This window comes from Streptomyces sp. NPDC007205 (genome assembly GCF_040634095.1).
Lineage (GTDB): Bacteria > Actinomycetota > Actinomycetes > Streptomycetales > Streptomycetaceae > Streptomyces.
In genome coordinates this window covers 31,602-45,501 of sequence record NZ_JBEYEW010000007.1, presented here as the reverse complement: position 1 = coordinate 45,501, position 13,900 = coordinate 31,602, and the positions used below count along the sequence as shown (strand labels likewise).

Below are 13,900 nucleotides of genomic sequence, written 5' to 3'. Positions count from 1 at the left end.
ACGACACTGTCCTCCTAGCCCAGACGGGGCTTGATCTCCTCGATGAAGACGGTCCGCTTCTGTTCCTCCGTGAGATGGCACGCGGAGGCCCGGTCCGGTGCCATCAGCGGACGCTCGCGCACACAGCGGCCCGTGTCCCCGACCCGGTCCTGGAAGGTGCAGCGGGGATGGAAGCGGCAGCCGGACGGCGGGGTGAGCAGGGAGGGCGGCGAACCGGGGATCGGGGACAGCTGGGCGCCGAGGTCGGAGTCCAGGCGCGGCATCGAGTTCAGCAGGCCCCAGGTGTAGGGATGGCGCGGGGATCTGAGCACCTCGTCGACCGTGCCCCGCTCCACCGCGCCGCCCGCGTACATCACCATGATGTCGTCGGCCATGTCGGCGATCACCCCCAGGTCGTGGGTGATGAAGACGATGCCGGTTCCGAACTCCTGCTGCAGGTCCTTCAGCAGATCCAGGATCTGCGCCTGTACCGTCACGTCCAGGGCGGTCGTCGGCTCGTCGGCGATGAGCAGGGCGGGGTCGCAGACCAGGGCCATGGCGATCATCGCGCGCTGGCGCATACCGCCGGAGAACTGGTGCGGGTAGTCCTTCGCCCGCTCCGCGGGGTTCGGGATGCCGACCTTGCCGAGCATCTCCACGGCGCGCTCCCAGGCCTGCTTCTTGGAGGCGCCGTTGTGCTTCATGTACGGCTCGGCGATCTGCCGGCCGACCGTGTAGTACGGGGAGAGCGCGGTGAGCGGGTCCTGGAAGATCATGGCGACCTTGTTGCCGCGCAGTTTCTCCAGCTCGGACTCCCGGGCCGTGGTCAACTCCTGTCCCTCCAGCAGGATTTCCCCCTCCACCGTGGTGAACATGGGGTTGTGCAGGCCGAGGACGGTCAGGTTGGTCACCGACTTGCCCGAGCCGGACTCGCCGACGATACCGAGCGTCCTGCCGCGCTCCAGGTCGAAGGAGAGCCCGTCCACGGCCCGTACGACGCCGTCCTCGGTCTTGAAACTGACGTGCAGGTCCCGTACGGAGAGGAGGGGAGTGCTCATGTGTCTCTCCTTAGGACAGCCGCACGCGCGGGTCGATGAAGGCGTAGGCGGCGTCGACGAGGATGTTGAACAGCAGGATCATGCTGGCGGAGAAGACCATCACGCCGAGCAGCAGCGGCAGGTCGCTGAAGAAGACGGACTGGACGGCGAGGTTGCCGAGCCCGGGCAGGCCGAAGGTGTACTCGGTGATGATGGCGCCGCCGAACAGCGAGCCGAGGTCGATGCCGAAGATGGTGACGATCGGGATCAGCGAGCCGCGCCAGGCGTAGCGGAAGAACACATATCCGCGGGACATGCCCTTGGCCCGGGCGGTGCGGACGTGTTCCTCCTGGAGCTGTTCGATCATCGAGGAGCGTGCCATACGGGTGTACTGCGCGGCGAAGATCGTGGAGAGGATCACCCACGGGATGAGCAGGCCGGTGAACCAGGAGACCGGGTCCTGGGTGAACTCGTTGTAGGCGGGCTTGTCGAACCAGTGGGTCTGGTAGACGAGGACCGCCAGGGCCAGCGGGCCGAGGAAGTAGATCTGCAGCGAGCTGATCACCATGGCGCCCGCGGTGGCCGTCTTGTCGATCAGCGTGCCGCGCCGCCAGGCGGCGAGCAGCCCGGTGCCGAGCCCGACGAACAGGAAGCACACGGCCGCGCCCAGGGTGAGCGAGACGGTGGTGGGCAGCCGGTCCATCAGGGTGCCCCAGACCTGCTCGTTGGTGTGGTACGAGTAGCCGAAGCAGGGGGCGGGACAGGGTCCCTGGGCGAACTGGCTGCTGCCCATGAACAGGTTGTGGAGGAAGATCCAGTACTGCTCGGTGATGGGTTTGTCGAGGCCGAGCACATGGTGGATGTTCGCGATGCTGTCGGGGTTGCAGGTCTTGCCGCACATCATCAGCGCCGGGTCCCGGGGCACCCCGAAGAACAGCAGGAACGTGACGATGCTCAGCAGGAACAGGATGACGACTGCACCGATGAACCGGCGCACGAGGAAGCGCAGCATGACAGGGCAGCTCTCAGACGTCGGCGGCCTCGGCGGTACCCGGCGCCCTCCGTCGGCGGGAGCGCGCCGGGAACCGGTCGGGGACGGTTACTTGATGAAGAGGCGACGCGGGTCGACGCCGCCGATCACGTCGTCGTAGACGAGGCCGCCGACCTGGGAGCCGGCGATCTGGCTCTGCTTGTAGTACGCGGTCGGGACGACGTTGACGACGTCCTTGACGATGTACTGGTCGAGCTTCTCCCATTCGGCCGCCGACTTGACCGGGTCGGTGATCTTGCTGATCCGGTCGATCTCACTGTTGATCTTCGGGTCGTTGACCTGCGAGTAGTTCTGCGCGCCGTCGGCGATCACCCGGCCGTCGTACAGCGGCGGGAGCACGGTCAGGGCGGACGGCCAGTCGGCACCCCACGCGGTGTGGAAGATGTCGTAGTTGTTGTTCAGCTTGGAGACCTGGTCGTAGTAGGTCTCGGAGGGGATCTCCTGGCGCTGGACGTCGAAGCCGGCCTTCTTCAGGCCCTCCGCCATGGCGGTGGAGTACTGCTGGCCCTCGGGGGTGTTGATGTAGCCGAAGGTCAGCTTCATGTTGAGCTTGCCGGCCTTCTTCAGCAGCTCACGGGCCTTGTCCGGGTCACCGGCGGGCTTCTTCTTCTTGCCCCACGGGTCGAAGGAGGGGTCGTAGCCGGAGACGGTCGGGGAGATCAGGCCGCCCGCGACCTCCATGGCGTCGGTACCGCCGTAGGCGCGCAGGAACGGGGTGACCGGCAGCGCGTAGGCGATGGCCTCGCGGACCGTCTTGTCCTGCATGGCCTTGTGGCTCATGTTGATGTTCATCTGGCCCACGTACGGCTGGTAGCCGGAGACCGTGCGGGACTTCATCTTCGGGTCCCTGAGGACCCGGGACAGGTTGCCCGCGTCGACCTGGTTGTTGAAGCTGATGCCGGTCCGGTCGGGGCCGCTGTCGGCCAGCAGGGCCTTGGTGGAGGTCTCGTACTGCTGGTTGAACGTGATGTTGAACTGGTCCACGTACTGGTGCCGGATCGGGTCCGTCTTCGGGTCCCAGTTCGTGTTCTTGACCAGCACCATCGACTTGCCGGACTTGAACGACTGGATCTTGTACGGGCCGGACACCACCGGGGCCTTGTCGTAGCGCTGCTTGGTGTCGCCCTTCTCCGAGACCACCGCGTAGCCGGACATCGCCAGCGCGTAGGGCAGGTCCGGGTGCGGGGTCTTGAAGTGGAAGATGACGGTCTTCGCGTCCGGGGTCTCCAGGACGGAGCCGGGCAGGTGCTTGCCCTTGTACGGCCCGTCCGGCAGCAGCTTGCGGTAGTCGGCGCCGGAGGCGTTGGCCAGCCACTGCTGGAGGTAGGCGGGGCCCTGGTTGATGAACGGCGCGAAGAGCCGCTCGACGCTGTGCCGGATGTCCTTGGACGTGATCGGGGTGCCGTCCTGGAACTTGATGCCGTCCTTGAGCGTGTACTTCCAGGTCTTGCCGCCGTCGGTGGTGGTCCCGGAGTCGGTGGCGAGGTCGCCGACCACCTCGTGCTTGCTGCCGTCGTCGCTCGTGGCCTTGTAGCCGGTCAGGCCTCTGTGCAGCAGTTGCGCGACGGTCATCTGGTCCGAGACGTAGATCTGGGCCGGGTCGAGGTGCGCGTACGAGTCCCGCTGCAGCACCTCCATGGTGCCGCCCGATTTGGCGCCGGGCACCGGAGCCGCCGGCCCGGTGGAGGCCGCCGCGTCACCGAACTTGATCAACGCCTGCTGCCGCTTGGCGTTCTCCTGGTCCTTCTTGCCGTCGGCGCTGCTGTCGCTGCCGCCCTTGCTGCAACCGGTGAGCACGAGAGCTCCGGCCGCGAGCACGGAGAGTGCGCCGTATGCGTGGCGTCCGCCCCTACTCATCACGAAAATTCCCACCCATCTGCGAAAAGTGACGATCCGTGTGGTTGACGTGGTGCCAGGTCAGCGCGCGGTCTTGGGATCGAAGGCGTCTCTGACCGAGTCCCCGAGCAGGTTGAACGCGACGACGAAGATGATCATCGAGACGCCGGGGAAGAACATGTAGGTGATGTCGTTCTGCATCACCAGTTCGGTGGACGCCTTGGAGAACATCTGCCCCCAGTCCGGCGTCGGTTCGACGATGCCGACACCCAGGTACGACAGACCGGCCTCGGCGGTCACGAAGCTGGGCAGCAGATACGTCGACTGCACCAGCAGCGGGGTGACGATGTTCGGCAGGAGCTCCTTGCGGATGATCCGCCACGGCGAGGCCCCGCTGACCTTGGCCGCCTCGATGAACTCCCGCTCCCGCAGGGCGAGTGCGGTGCCCCGCAGGATCCGGCCGAGGCCCATCCAGCCCAGGAACCACTGGACCAGGATCAGGGCCACCACCCGGACGTAGGTCGGTGTCTCGTCGCGCGGGCTGACGAACAGGGAGACCACGACCGGCATGCTCGCGATGAAGAACAACTGGGCCGGGAAGGCGAGCAGGAAGTCGATGACCCGGCCGATGAAGTAGTCGGTCCTGCCGCCGAGATAGCCCGCCGCGACACCGAGCAGGATGCCGGTCACGACCACGGCGATGGTGACGGCGACCGAGATCATCAGGGAGGTGCGGATGCCGTAGACCAGCTTGGTGAAGACGTCGTAGCCGTTGCCGGGTTCGAGGCCGAACCAGAAGTCGCCGCTGATACCGCCGTTGGGCTGTACCGGCACCCCGGCGCTGTCGAAGAGATCCGGGCGCTCGTCCGCGTACACCGTGTACGGGTTCTTGCCGTACAGCTTGGCGATCAGCGGGGCGAGCAGTCCGACCAGGAAGAAGAAGCCCACGACGTAGGCCGAGATCACGCCCGTGCGGTCGCGCTTGAAGCGCATCCACATCAGCTGGCCGGGAGACCGGCCCTCGAGCTTGACGGTGTCGCCCTTCGCCTCCGGCCCTGGTGCGCCGTCGACGACGACCGAAGTCCCGCCGCCCTCAATGTCGATAGGACTTGTCACGGTTCGTCCGTTTCAAGGTATGAGTGACTCCACGCGTTCACCAACAGGAGAGGGTTCCCGTCGTCCCTCCGACACCCCTGACGGAGGGACAGACGCCCCCTGGTGCTCGTGAGTCGGCACACTGTCCCCACAGTGCGCGAGACCCGTTGACCCGAGCGCTTCGCGGCTAACTATCTGCCATGGGTCGACCACCGACCACCGCCCGCAGATCTCAATTCAGTCACGGATCGCCGCGGAAGCTTCCAAAAACTGGACAAACTGTTCGACAGAAGAAGGCATGAAACGGACTTGTTACCTGGGTATCGGGCAACGATCTCCGCATGCCGGACATAGAGGTCCCGAAAACTGGTTGCAAAAAGCCCGGGTGCCCCCATCGTTGGGGGCACCCGGGCTCAACCGCTCCTGGATCAGCCGTGCTTGGCGCGGCTCGCGGCGCGCGCCCGCTCCCGCTGGTCGAGGTTGACCTTGCGGATGCGAACGGCCTCCGGGGTCACCTCGACGCACTCGTCGTCACGGCAGAACTCCAGCGACTGCTCCAGCGACAGCTTGCGCGGCGGCACGATCGCCTCGAACGAGTCGGCCGACGACGACCGCATGTTCGTGAGCTTCTTCTCCTTGGTGATGTTGACGTCCATGTCGTCGGAGCGGGAGTTCTCGCCGACGATCATGCCCTCGTACACCTCGGTGCCCGGATCCACGAACAGCACGCCGCGCTCCTGCAGGTTCGTCATCGCGAAGGCGGTGACGGCGCCGGAGCGGTCGGCTACCAGGGAGCCGTTGTTGCGGGTCGTGAGGTTGCCGAACCAAGGCTCGAAGCCCTCGTGGATGGAGTGGCCGATACCCGTGCCCCGGGTCTGGGTCAGGAACTCGGTACGGAAGCCGATAAGGCCGCGCGAGGGCACGACGAACTCCATGCGGACCCAGCCGGAACCGTGGTTCGACATGTTGTCCATGCGGCCCTTGCGGACGCCCATGAGCTGCGTGACGGCGCCCATGTGCTCCTCGGGCACGTCGATCGTCATGCGCTCGACCGGCTCGTAGACCTTGCCGTCGACGTCCTTGGTGACGACCTGCGGCTTGCCGACGGTCAGCTCGTAGCCCTCGCGGCGCATCTGCTCGACCAGGATGGCCAGCGCCAGCTCACCACGGCCCTGCACCTCCCAGGCGTCCGGGCGCTCGGTGTCGAGGACCCGCAGGGAGACGTTGCCGACCAGCTCGCGGTCGAGGCGGTCCTTGACCTGGCGGGCGGTGACCTTGCGGTCCTTCACGGCAGCCTTCGCGTCCGCGCCCTTGCCGGTGCCGCCACGGCCGACCAGCGGCGAGGTGTTCGTACCGATCGTCATCGAGATCGCGGGCTCGTCGACCGTGATCAGAGGCAGCGGGATCGGGTTCTCGGTGTCGGCGAGGGTCTCGCCGATCATGATGTCCGGGATACCGGCGACGGCACAGATGTCACCGGGACCGGCCTTCTCCGCCGGCTTCCGGGTCAGCGCCTCGGTCATCATCAGCTCGGAGATGCGGACGTTGCTGATGCTGCCGTCCCGCTTGATCCACGCGACGGTCTGGCCCTTGCGCAGCTCGCCCTGCTCGACGCGCAGCAGCGCGATACGGCCGAGGAAGTTGTCGGCGTCCAGGTTGGTGACGTGGGCCTGGAGCGGCGCGTCCTCCTCGTACGTCGGGGCCGGGATGTGCTCCAGGATCGTCGAGAAGAACGGCTCCAGGCTGGTGGAGTCCGCCGGGACCGTGCCGTTCTCCGGCTTGGTCAGCGACGCGATGCCGTCACGGCCGCAGGCGTAGACGATCGGGAACTCGATCTGCTCCTCGTCCGCGTCCAGGTCGAGGAAGAGGTCGTAGGTCTCGTTGACGACCTCGTCGATACGGGAGTCCGGGCGGTCCGTCTTGTTGATGCACAGGATGACGGGCAGGCGCTGCTGGAGCGCCTTGCGCAGCACGAAACGGGTCTGCGGCAGCGGGCCCTCGGAGGCGTCCACCAGCAGCACGACGCCGTCGACCATCGACAGACCGCGCTCGACCTCGCCGCCGAAGTCGGCGTGGCCGGGGGTGTCGATGATGTTGATGGTGATCGGGTCCCCGCCGTCCTTCGGGTGGTACTTGACCGCCGTGTTCTTGGCGAGGATCGTGATGCCCTTCTCACGCTCCAGGTCGTTCGAGTCCATCATGCGGTCGTCGACGCCTTCGAGCTGGTGGGCGGCGAACGCGCCGGCCTGCTTCAGCATGCCGTCGACGATGGTGGTCTTGCCGTGGTCGACGTGGGCGACGATGGCGACGTTGCGGATGTCGTGGCGCGTGGCCATAAGCTGCCGTACTCCCGGAGTGGTGAGGATCGCCCTGCGCGTACGTCTGTGTCGCACGGGCCCTGCCGGGCTTGACGCGCCACGGCCTCACCCCATGGTACGTGGCCCCGAGCGAGTCGGCCTTCTCAGGGCCAAGCGGTGATCTCCGTGCAGGTCACTTCGTGGGGCTGGGGGAGATCCTCGCCCCCTTCTTCAGGAAGCCCATGTCCTCGTAGACCGGCGTCTGGAAACCGAACGCCCCGGCGTTGACCAGGTTCTTCCGCGCACCCACCAGCTGGGGCCGCTGGTACAGGGGAATGGAGCCCGCCGCGGCCCAGATCCTGGAGTCCGCCTTGCGGATCAGGGAAAGCTCCTCGTCCTCGTCCAGCGTGGCCACGGCCTGGTCGAAGAGCTGGTCGACCTGGTCGGTCCCCACGCGCGTGTAGTTCTGCTCGACGTTCAGGGAGCCGTCCGCCGCCGGCACCGGCTTGGCGTAGACCGGCCGGTCGTCCGTCGCCGGGAACGCGGAGGACGGCCACGAGTACAGCGCGAGGTCGTAGTCGCCGGAGGCGATGTGGTCCTTGAAGTAGCTCTCGTCGGAGACCTTGATGATCGTCGTCCGGATCCCGAGCGGCGCCAGCATGGCCGAGATCCGCTCGGCGACGGAGTTCAGTGTCTCGGAGCCGGCGCCGGACGGCAGCACGAAGCGGAGCGCGAGCGCCTTGCCGTCCTTGGCGAGCAGGCCCGCCGGCGCGGCGGCCGGCGCGGCCGTGCCCTTGGGCGCGTACGCCCCGGGGACACCCCCGTGCTTGCCCTCCTGTGCCATGTGCCGGTCCCCGCCGTCGTCACGGCCCCCCGACTTGCCGTCCCCGGGCTTGCCGTCCCCGGGCTTGCCGTCCCCGCTCTTGTCGTCCTCGCCGACGATGTACGCGCCGTCGTCGCCGCCGTCGGACTTGTCCTCCTTCTCCTTCTTGTCCTTGCCGTGATCACCCTCGGAGCCGGCCGCCTTCTCGCCCTTCTTCTCCGCCTTCACCGGGCCGCCCGGCACCCAGCCGGCCTCGGCGAGCAGCGCCTGCGCCGCCTTGGCGTCCTGGTCGCCGACCGCGTCGCTGCTGTCGGCGTAGGCGGCCTGCCCGGACAGGGCGAGGTGGCTGCCGACCGGTACGGCGGGCAGCCCCAGCGGGGTGAGCACCAGCCTGGCCAGTTCCTTGCGGTCCACGGCGCGGGCGACGGCCCGGCGGACGCGCTCGTCGGCGAGTGGCCCCGCGGAGCCGTTGAGGGCGAGCTGGGTGTAGGCCGGCTCCAGCGACTTGCGGACCTCGACGTCGCGCAGCGCCTGCTGCTCGTCCAGGTACTCGGCGATGGCTCTGTGCAGCTTCGCGCGACCCGCGCCCGCCCGGTCGGAGCCGAAGCCGTGCGCGAGCGCCCAGGAGCGCAGCTTCGTCAGGGAGGTCCTGCCGGAGCCCTGCAGCGGGTTGGTGGTGCCGCGGGCGGCGAGCCCGATCCGCTCGGCGTCGGCGGGGTCGACGTCTGCGAGGTCCACACTGCCGTCGGCGAGCGCGACGGCCCGCTGGTCACGGGCCACGGCGTGCAGCACGATCTCGTTCAGCTTGGCGGGCCTGCCCCACCAGCGCGGGTTCCGGGTGAGGACCACGTCCTTCGCGGCGGGGTCGACCTTGTCCACCTTGAAGGGGCCGGCGGTGACCGTCAGCCTGCGGCGGGCGCCGTCGTTGAAGGCGTCCGGGGTGCCCATGACGTCCTTCGGGTACAGCGGGGAGAACAGCGACTTCCAGTCGGCGTAGGGGCGCGAGAAGGTGACCCGGACCTGGAGGTCGCTGGCGCCGCGTTCGATCTTCTCGATGCGGTCGTAGCCGGCGTTGCGGGCGGTCCAGTAGGCGCTGTTCTTTCCGGACAGGGCGCGCCACTGGGCGACGAAGTCGGCGGCGCCGATCTCCCGGCCGTCGCTCCACACGGCCTGCTGGTTCAGCTTGTACAGCACGACCTGGCGCGGTTCGGTCTCGATGACCTTGGCCGACTCCAGGTAGGCGGGGTTGGGCACCGCCCGGCCGGCCGCGTCCAGCCGGAACATCGACGGCAGCACGGCCTGCGCGATGCGGGTGGTGCCCGCGTCGGCGTCGGCCTGGAAGGTGTTCAGAGTCTCCGGGACGGCGTCGACGGCCCACTTCAGCGTGCCGCCGTCGGCGACCAGGTCACGTGCCACCGGGACGATGTCCTGCCCGGCGAGCGGCTTGCCGGCCGTGTCCTCGGAGCCGCAGCCGGCGAGGAGGGGCACGGCGAGGACACCCGCGGTCAGAAACGTGACCGAACGCATGACGCTCCGCTGGGGGTGCCGGGAGCGGGCGCCGGCGCCGTCGTGGGACATCTCTGCTACCTCCGGGGAGCCGCGGGCCTTATGCTCACATTTGTCGGTATATGGAGCTGATCACCTTTGGCGGTATATGGAGCTGATCAGATCTATGCGGCCCACTGAAGAGGAAAGGATCCGGCAACCACGGGCGACACGGCGACGACACGCGGTAACCCCACCCGTGCGGCGCAACACCACCCGAGATGCATCCGTACGCCTCCGCCAATCGCTGCACATGCCTTCACATCGGCAGGTGCGGCGCGCAACACTCCAAGGCGCATGAACGTTGCCGCCCAGGGTTCGCCGGACCCACGGAAGTGAGGGCAAGTCATGTCCGTGCACGACGACATCACCTCGGTCCAGCGCTCCATCGACGACCTGCACCGGTCGCTGGGACGCCTGGAGCACCAGCTCGGCAGCGGCGGCCTCGAGATGCGCCGGGTCCGACTGGACGCCGACCATCTGCGCGAGAGCGTGGCGCTGCTGCGCGAGGCGACCGCCGCGCCGGACGCCGCGCGCCGCCCCGACCTCGTCACCATCTCCGACACGCCCTACGACATCAGCCTGTGGACGGACTCGGACGACGAGGGCCTGGGCGCCCGCGACCGGCACGCCCCCTGACCCCCGACCGACCGGAGTCCCACCTTGGCTACTGGTACGGAACCCCAACAGAACAGCGGCGGCGTACGGACCGGTGCGCGCGCCGCGATCACGGCCCCGCATCTGCGGACCGACCGCTGGTGGCTGGCGCCCGCCGTCACCGCGGCCGGTCTGCTGGCCTTCGTCGTCTACTCGACCTGGCGGGCCTTCGCCGACGCGGACTACTACGCGGCGCCGTACGTCTCGCCGTTCTACTCGCCGTGCCTGGCGCAGAGCTGCAAGGTCATGCACGCCGGCCCGAACTGGCAGCTGTTCGGCAGCTGGTGGGGCATCTCCCCCGCGATCATCATCCTGATCTTCCCGCTCGGCTTCCGGCTGACCTGCTACTACTACCGCAAGGCGTACTACCGCAGCTTCTGGGCGTCCCCGCCCGCCTGCGCGGTGGCCGAGCCGCACCGGACGTACACCGGCGAGACCCGCTTCCCGCTGGTCCTGCAGAACCTCCACCGGTACTTCTTCTACGCCGCCCTGCTGGTCGCCGGCGTGCTGACCTACGACACCGTGCTGTCCTTCCGGGACACGCACTACCGGTGGGGCCACATGGGGCTCGGCACCCTGGTCTTCCTGGCCAACATCGTGCTGATCTGGGCGTACACGCTCTCCTGCCACTCCTGCCGGCACATCGTCGGCGGCAAGCTCAAGCACTTCTCGAAACACCCGGTGCGCTACAAGGCGTGGCAGTTCGTCGGCAGGCTCAACGCCCGCCACATGCAGCTGGCGTGGGCCTCGCTGCTGAGCGTGGCGCTCGCCGACTTCTACGTCTATCTCGTCGCGTCCGGCGTCTTCGCCGATCCCCGCTTCTTCTAGAGACCAGTGAGGTACTGAGCTGATGTCCGTGGTCGACCGGCAGGAGTGGGACGTCGTCGTGGTCGGTGCCGGCGGTGCCGGACTGCGGGCCGCGATCGAGGCACGTGAGCGGGGCGCCCGTACGGCGGTGATCTGCAAGTCGCTGTTCGGCAAGGCGCACACGGTGATGGCCGAGGGCGGCATCGCGGCGGCGATGGCCAACGCCAACGAGCACGACACCTGGCAGGTCCACTTCCGCGACACCATGCGCGGCGGCAAGTTCCTCAACCAGTGGCGGATGGCCGAGCTGCACGCGCAGGAGGCCCCGGACCGGGTGTGGGAGCTGGAGACCTGGGGCGCGCTGTTCGACCGTACGAAGGACGGCCGGATCTCGCAGCGCAACTTCGGCGGCCACGAGTACCCGCGGCTCGCCCACGTCGGCGACCGTACGGGCCTGGAGCTGATCCGCACCCTCCAGCAGAGGATCGTCGCCCTGCAGCAGGAGGACTTCAAGGAGAGCGGGGACTACGAGTCCGGTCTGAAGGTCTTCCAGGAGTGCACGGTCACCCGGATCCTCAAGGACACCGCATCCGACAGCGGCTCCGCCGCGGGCCGTGTCTCCGGAATCTTCGCCTACGACCGCGAGACCGGCCGTTTCTTCGTCCTCGAAGCCCCCGCCGTGGTGATCGCGACCGGTGGCATCGGCAAGTCCTTCAAGGTGACGTCGAACTCGTGGGAGTACACGGGTGACGGACACGCACTCGCGCTCCTCGCCGGGGCACCGCTGCTGAACATGGAGTTCGTGCAGTTCCACCCGACCGGCATGGTCTGGCCGCCGTCGGTGAAGGGCATCCTCGTCACCGAGTCGGTGCGCGGCGACGGCGGGGTGCTCAGGAACTCCGAGGGCAAGCGGTTCATGTTCGACTACGTCCCGGACGTGTTCAAGGAGAAGTACGCCGAGTCGGAGGAGGAGGCCGACCGGTGGTACGACGACCCGGACCACAACCGGCGCCCGCCCGAGCTGCTCCCCCGCGACGAGGTGGCCCGCGCGATCAACGCCGAGGTGAAGGCGGGCCGGGGTTCGCCGCACGGCGGAGTCTTCCTGGACGTGTCCACCCGGATGCCCGCCGAGGTGATCCGGCGCCGGCTGCCGTCCATGTACCACCAGTTCAAGGAGCTGGCGGACGTCGACATCACGGCGGAGGCGATGGAGGTCGGACCGACCTGTCACTACGTGATGGGCGGCATCGCGGTCGACTCGGACACGGCGGCGGCGCGCGGCGTGCCGGGGCTGTACGCGGCCGGTGAGGTGGCGGGCGGCATGCACGGCTCCAACCGGCTCGGCGGCAACTCCCTCTCCGACCTGCTGGTCTTCGGGCGGCGGGCGGGCTGGCACGCGGCGGAGTACGCGCACGGGTCGGCGGGCCGGCGCCCGCCGGTGGACGACGCCCAGGTCAACACGGCCGCGGCGGAGGCGCTGCGCCCGTTCTCGGCGGAGACGGAGGGCGAGGCGGGCCCGCCGGAGAACCCGTACACCCTGCACCAGGAACTCCAGCAGACCATGAACGACCTGGTCGGCATCATCCGCCGCGAGGGCGAGATGGAGCAGGCCCTGCACAAGCTGGCCGAGCTGCGGGTACGGGCCCGCCGGGCGGGGGTCGAGGGCCACCGCCAGTTCAACCCCGGCTGGCATCTGGCGTTGGACCTGCGGAACATGCTGCTGGTCAGCGAGTGCGTGGCCCGGGCCGCGCTGGAGCGCACCGAGTCGCGCGGCGGCCACACCCGCGAGGACCACCCCACCATGGACCGCGCCTGGCGCAACGTGAACCTCCTGTGCGCCCTCGCCGACCCGACCGGCGGCCTCGCGGCGACCGACCCCGGCCGCGGCCAGGTCCGCCTCACCCGCGAGACCACCGAACCCATCCGCCCGGACCTGCTCGCCCTCTTCGAGAAGGAGGAGCTGGTCAAGTACCTCGCCGAAGAGGAGCTGTACGAGTGAGCAGCTACGAGGCCCGCTTCAAGGTGTGGCGGGGCGACGAACAGGGCGGCGGCCTGGAGGACTTCGAGGTCGAGGTCAACGACGGCGAGGTGGTGCTCGACATCATCCACCGCCTCCAGGCCACCCAGGCGCCCGACCTGGCCGTGCGCTGGAACTGCAAGGCCGGCAAGTGCGGTTCGTGCTCGGCAGAGATCAACGGCCGCCCGCGCCTGATGTGCATGACCCGCATGTCGGTCTTCGACCGGTCGGAGACGATCACCGTCACGCCCCTGCGCGCCTTCCCGGTGATCCGCGATCTGGTGACGGACGTCGGCTTCAACTACCAGAAGGCGAGGGAGGTGCCGGCGTTCGTGCCACCGGCCGGTGTGGGGCCCGGCGAGTACCGGATGATGCAGGAGGACGTGGACCGCTCGCAGGAGTTCCGCAAGTGCATCGAGTGCTTCCTGTGCCAGGACACCTGCCATGTCGTCCGGGACCACGAGGAGAACAAGACCGCTTTCGCCGGCCCGCGCTTCCTGATGCGGATCGCCGAACTCGACATGCACCCGCTGGACGCGGCCGCCGCGACGGGCCTGGACCGCAAACGCACGGCCCAGGACGAACACGGCCTCGGCTACTGCAACATCACCAAGTGCTGCACGGAGGTCTGCCCCGAAGGCATCAGGATCACCGACAACGCCCTGATCCCCCTGAAGGAGCGGGCGGTCGACCGCAAGTACGACCCGCTGGTGTGGCTCGGCTCGAAGATCAGGAGGCGGTCTTCGTAACGGAGCG

Annotated in this window: 10 protein-coding genes; 4 read left to right on the top strand and 6 right to left on the bottom strand. The window is 68.3% G+C overall.

Features of this window, described 5'->3' with window-relative positions:
* Positions 1–14: 14 nt before the first annotated feature.
* The 6 genes from ABZ624_RS14285 to ABZ624_RS14260 all read right to left on the bottom strand — a co-directional run bounded on the left by ABZ624_RS14285 (position 15) and on the right by ABZ624_RS14260 (position 9,696).
* Entirely contained in the window at positions 15–1,037 is a 1,023-nt protein-coding gene (locus tag ABZ624_RS14285; RefSeq protein WP_360087070.1) for an ABC transporter ATP-binding protein, read from the bottom strand.
* Between the two features lie 10 nt (positions 1,038–1,047).
* Positions 1,048–2,028, bottom strand: a complete 981-nt coding sequence (locus tag ABZ624_RS14280; protein WP_360087067.1) for an ABC transporter permease — start codon at positions 2,026–2,028, stop codon at positions 1,048–1,050.
* An 87-nt stretch (positions 2,029–2,115) separates the two neighbouring features.
* Entirely contained in the window at positions 2,116–3,924 is a 1,809-nt protein-coding gene (locus ABZ624_RS14275) for an ABC transporter substrate-binding protein (protein WP_360087064.1), read from the bottom strand.
* Positions 3,925–3,984: 60 nt separating this feature from the next.
* Complete coding sequence (locus tag ABZ624_RS14270; RefSeq protein WP_360087061.1) at positions 3,985–5,019, bottom strand: ABC transporter permease; 1,035 nt, start codon at positions 5,017–5,019, stop codon at positions 3,985–3,987.
* 407 nt (positions 5,020–5,426) lie between these two features.
* Complete coding sequence (gene typA / locus ABZ624_RS14265) at positions 5,427–7,334, bottom strand: translational GTPase TypA (RefSeq protein WP_360087058.1); 1,908 nt, start codon at positions 7,332–7,334, stop codon at positions 5,427–5,429.
* A gap of 154 nt (positions 7,335–7,488) precedes the next feature.
* Positions 7,489–9,696: an ABC transporter family substrate-binding protein gene (locus ABZ624_RS14260; RefSeq protein ID WP_360087055.1), complete on the bottom strand. Its 2,208-nt coding sequence runs from the start codon at positions 9,694–9,696 to the stop codon at positions 7,489–7,491.
* Positions 9,697–10,011: 315 nt separating this feature from the next.
* Between ABZ624_RS14260 and ABZ624_RS14255 the strand changes: the two genes are divergently transcribed.
* From ABZ624_RS14255 to ABZ624_RS14240, 4 genes are read left to right on the top strand one after another with little or no spacing between them, the layout of a single operon-like run.
* Positions 10,012–10,302, top strand: a complete 291-nt coding sequence (locus tag ABZ624_RS14255) for a hypothetical protein (RefSeq protein ID WP_360087052.1) — start codon at positions 10,012–10,014, stop codon at positions 10,300–10,302.
* 24 nt (positions 10,303–10,326) lie between these two features.
* Entirely contained in the window at positions 10,327–11,148 is an 822-nt protein-coding gene (locus ABZ624_RS14250) for a hypothetical protein (RefSeq protein ID WP_360087049.1), read from the top strand.
* Positions 11,149–11,170: 22 nt separating this feature from the next.
* Complete coding sequence (locus tag ABZ624_RS14245; RefSeq protein WP_360087046.1) at positions 11,171–13,126, top strand: fumarate reductase/succinate dehydrogenase flavoprotein subunit; 1,956 nt, start codon at positions 11,171–11,173, stop codon at positions 13,124–13,126.
* On the top strand, positions 13,123–13,893 hold the full coding sequence (locus ABZ624_RS14240) for a succinate dehydrogenase/fumarate reductase iron-sulfur subunit (protein ID WP_360087043.1): 771 nt from the start codon (positions 13,123–13,125) through the stop codon (positions 13,891–13,893). The genes ABZ624_RS14245 and ABZ624_RS14240 overlap by 4 nt, the downstream gene beginning before the upstream one ends.
* Positions 13,894–13,900 lie beyond the last annotated feature (7 nt).

Bases quoted from the DNA above. Each gene is read 5' to 3' on its own strand.
- ABZ624_RS14260 (WP_360087055.1), bottom strand. From the start codon at position 9,696: ATGTCCCACGACGGCGCCGGCGCCCGCTCCCGGCACCCCCAGCGGAGC.
- ABZ624_RS14285 (WP_360087070.1), bottom strand. From the start codon at position 1,037: ATGAGCACTCCCCTCCTCTCCGTACGGGACCTGCACGTCAGTTTCAAG.
- ABZ624_RS14245 (WP_360087046.1), top strand. From the start codon at position 11,171: ATGTCCGTGGTCGACCGGCAGGAGTGGGACGTCGTCGTGGTCGGTGCC.
- ABZ624_RS14255 (WP_360087052.1), top strand. From the start codon at position 10,012: ATGTCCGTGCACGACGACATCACCTCGGTCCAGCGCTCCATCGACGAC.
- ABZ624_RS14280 (WP_360087067.1), bottom strand. From the start codon at position 2,028: ATGCTGCGCTTCCTCGTGCGCCGGTTCATCGGTGCAGTCGTCATCCTG.
- typA (WP_360087058.1), bottom strand. From the start codon at position 7,334: ATGGCCACGCGCCACGACATCCGCAACGTCGCCATCGTCGCCCACGTC.
- ABZ624_RS14275 (WP_360087064.1), bottom strand. From the start codon at position 3,924: ATGAGTAGGGGCGGACGCCACGCATACGGCGCACTCTCCGTGCTCGCG.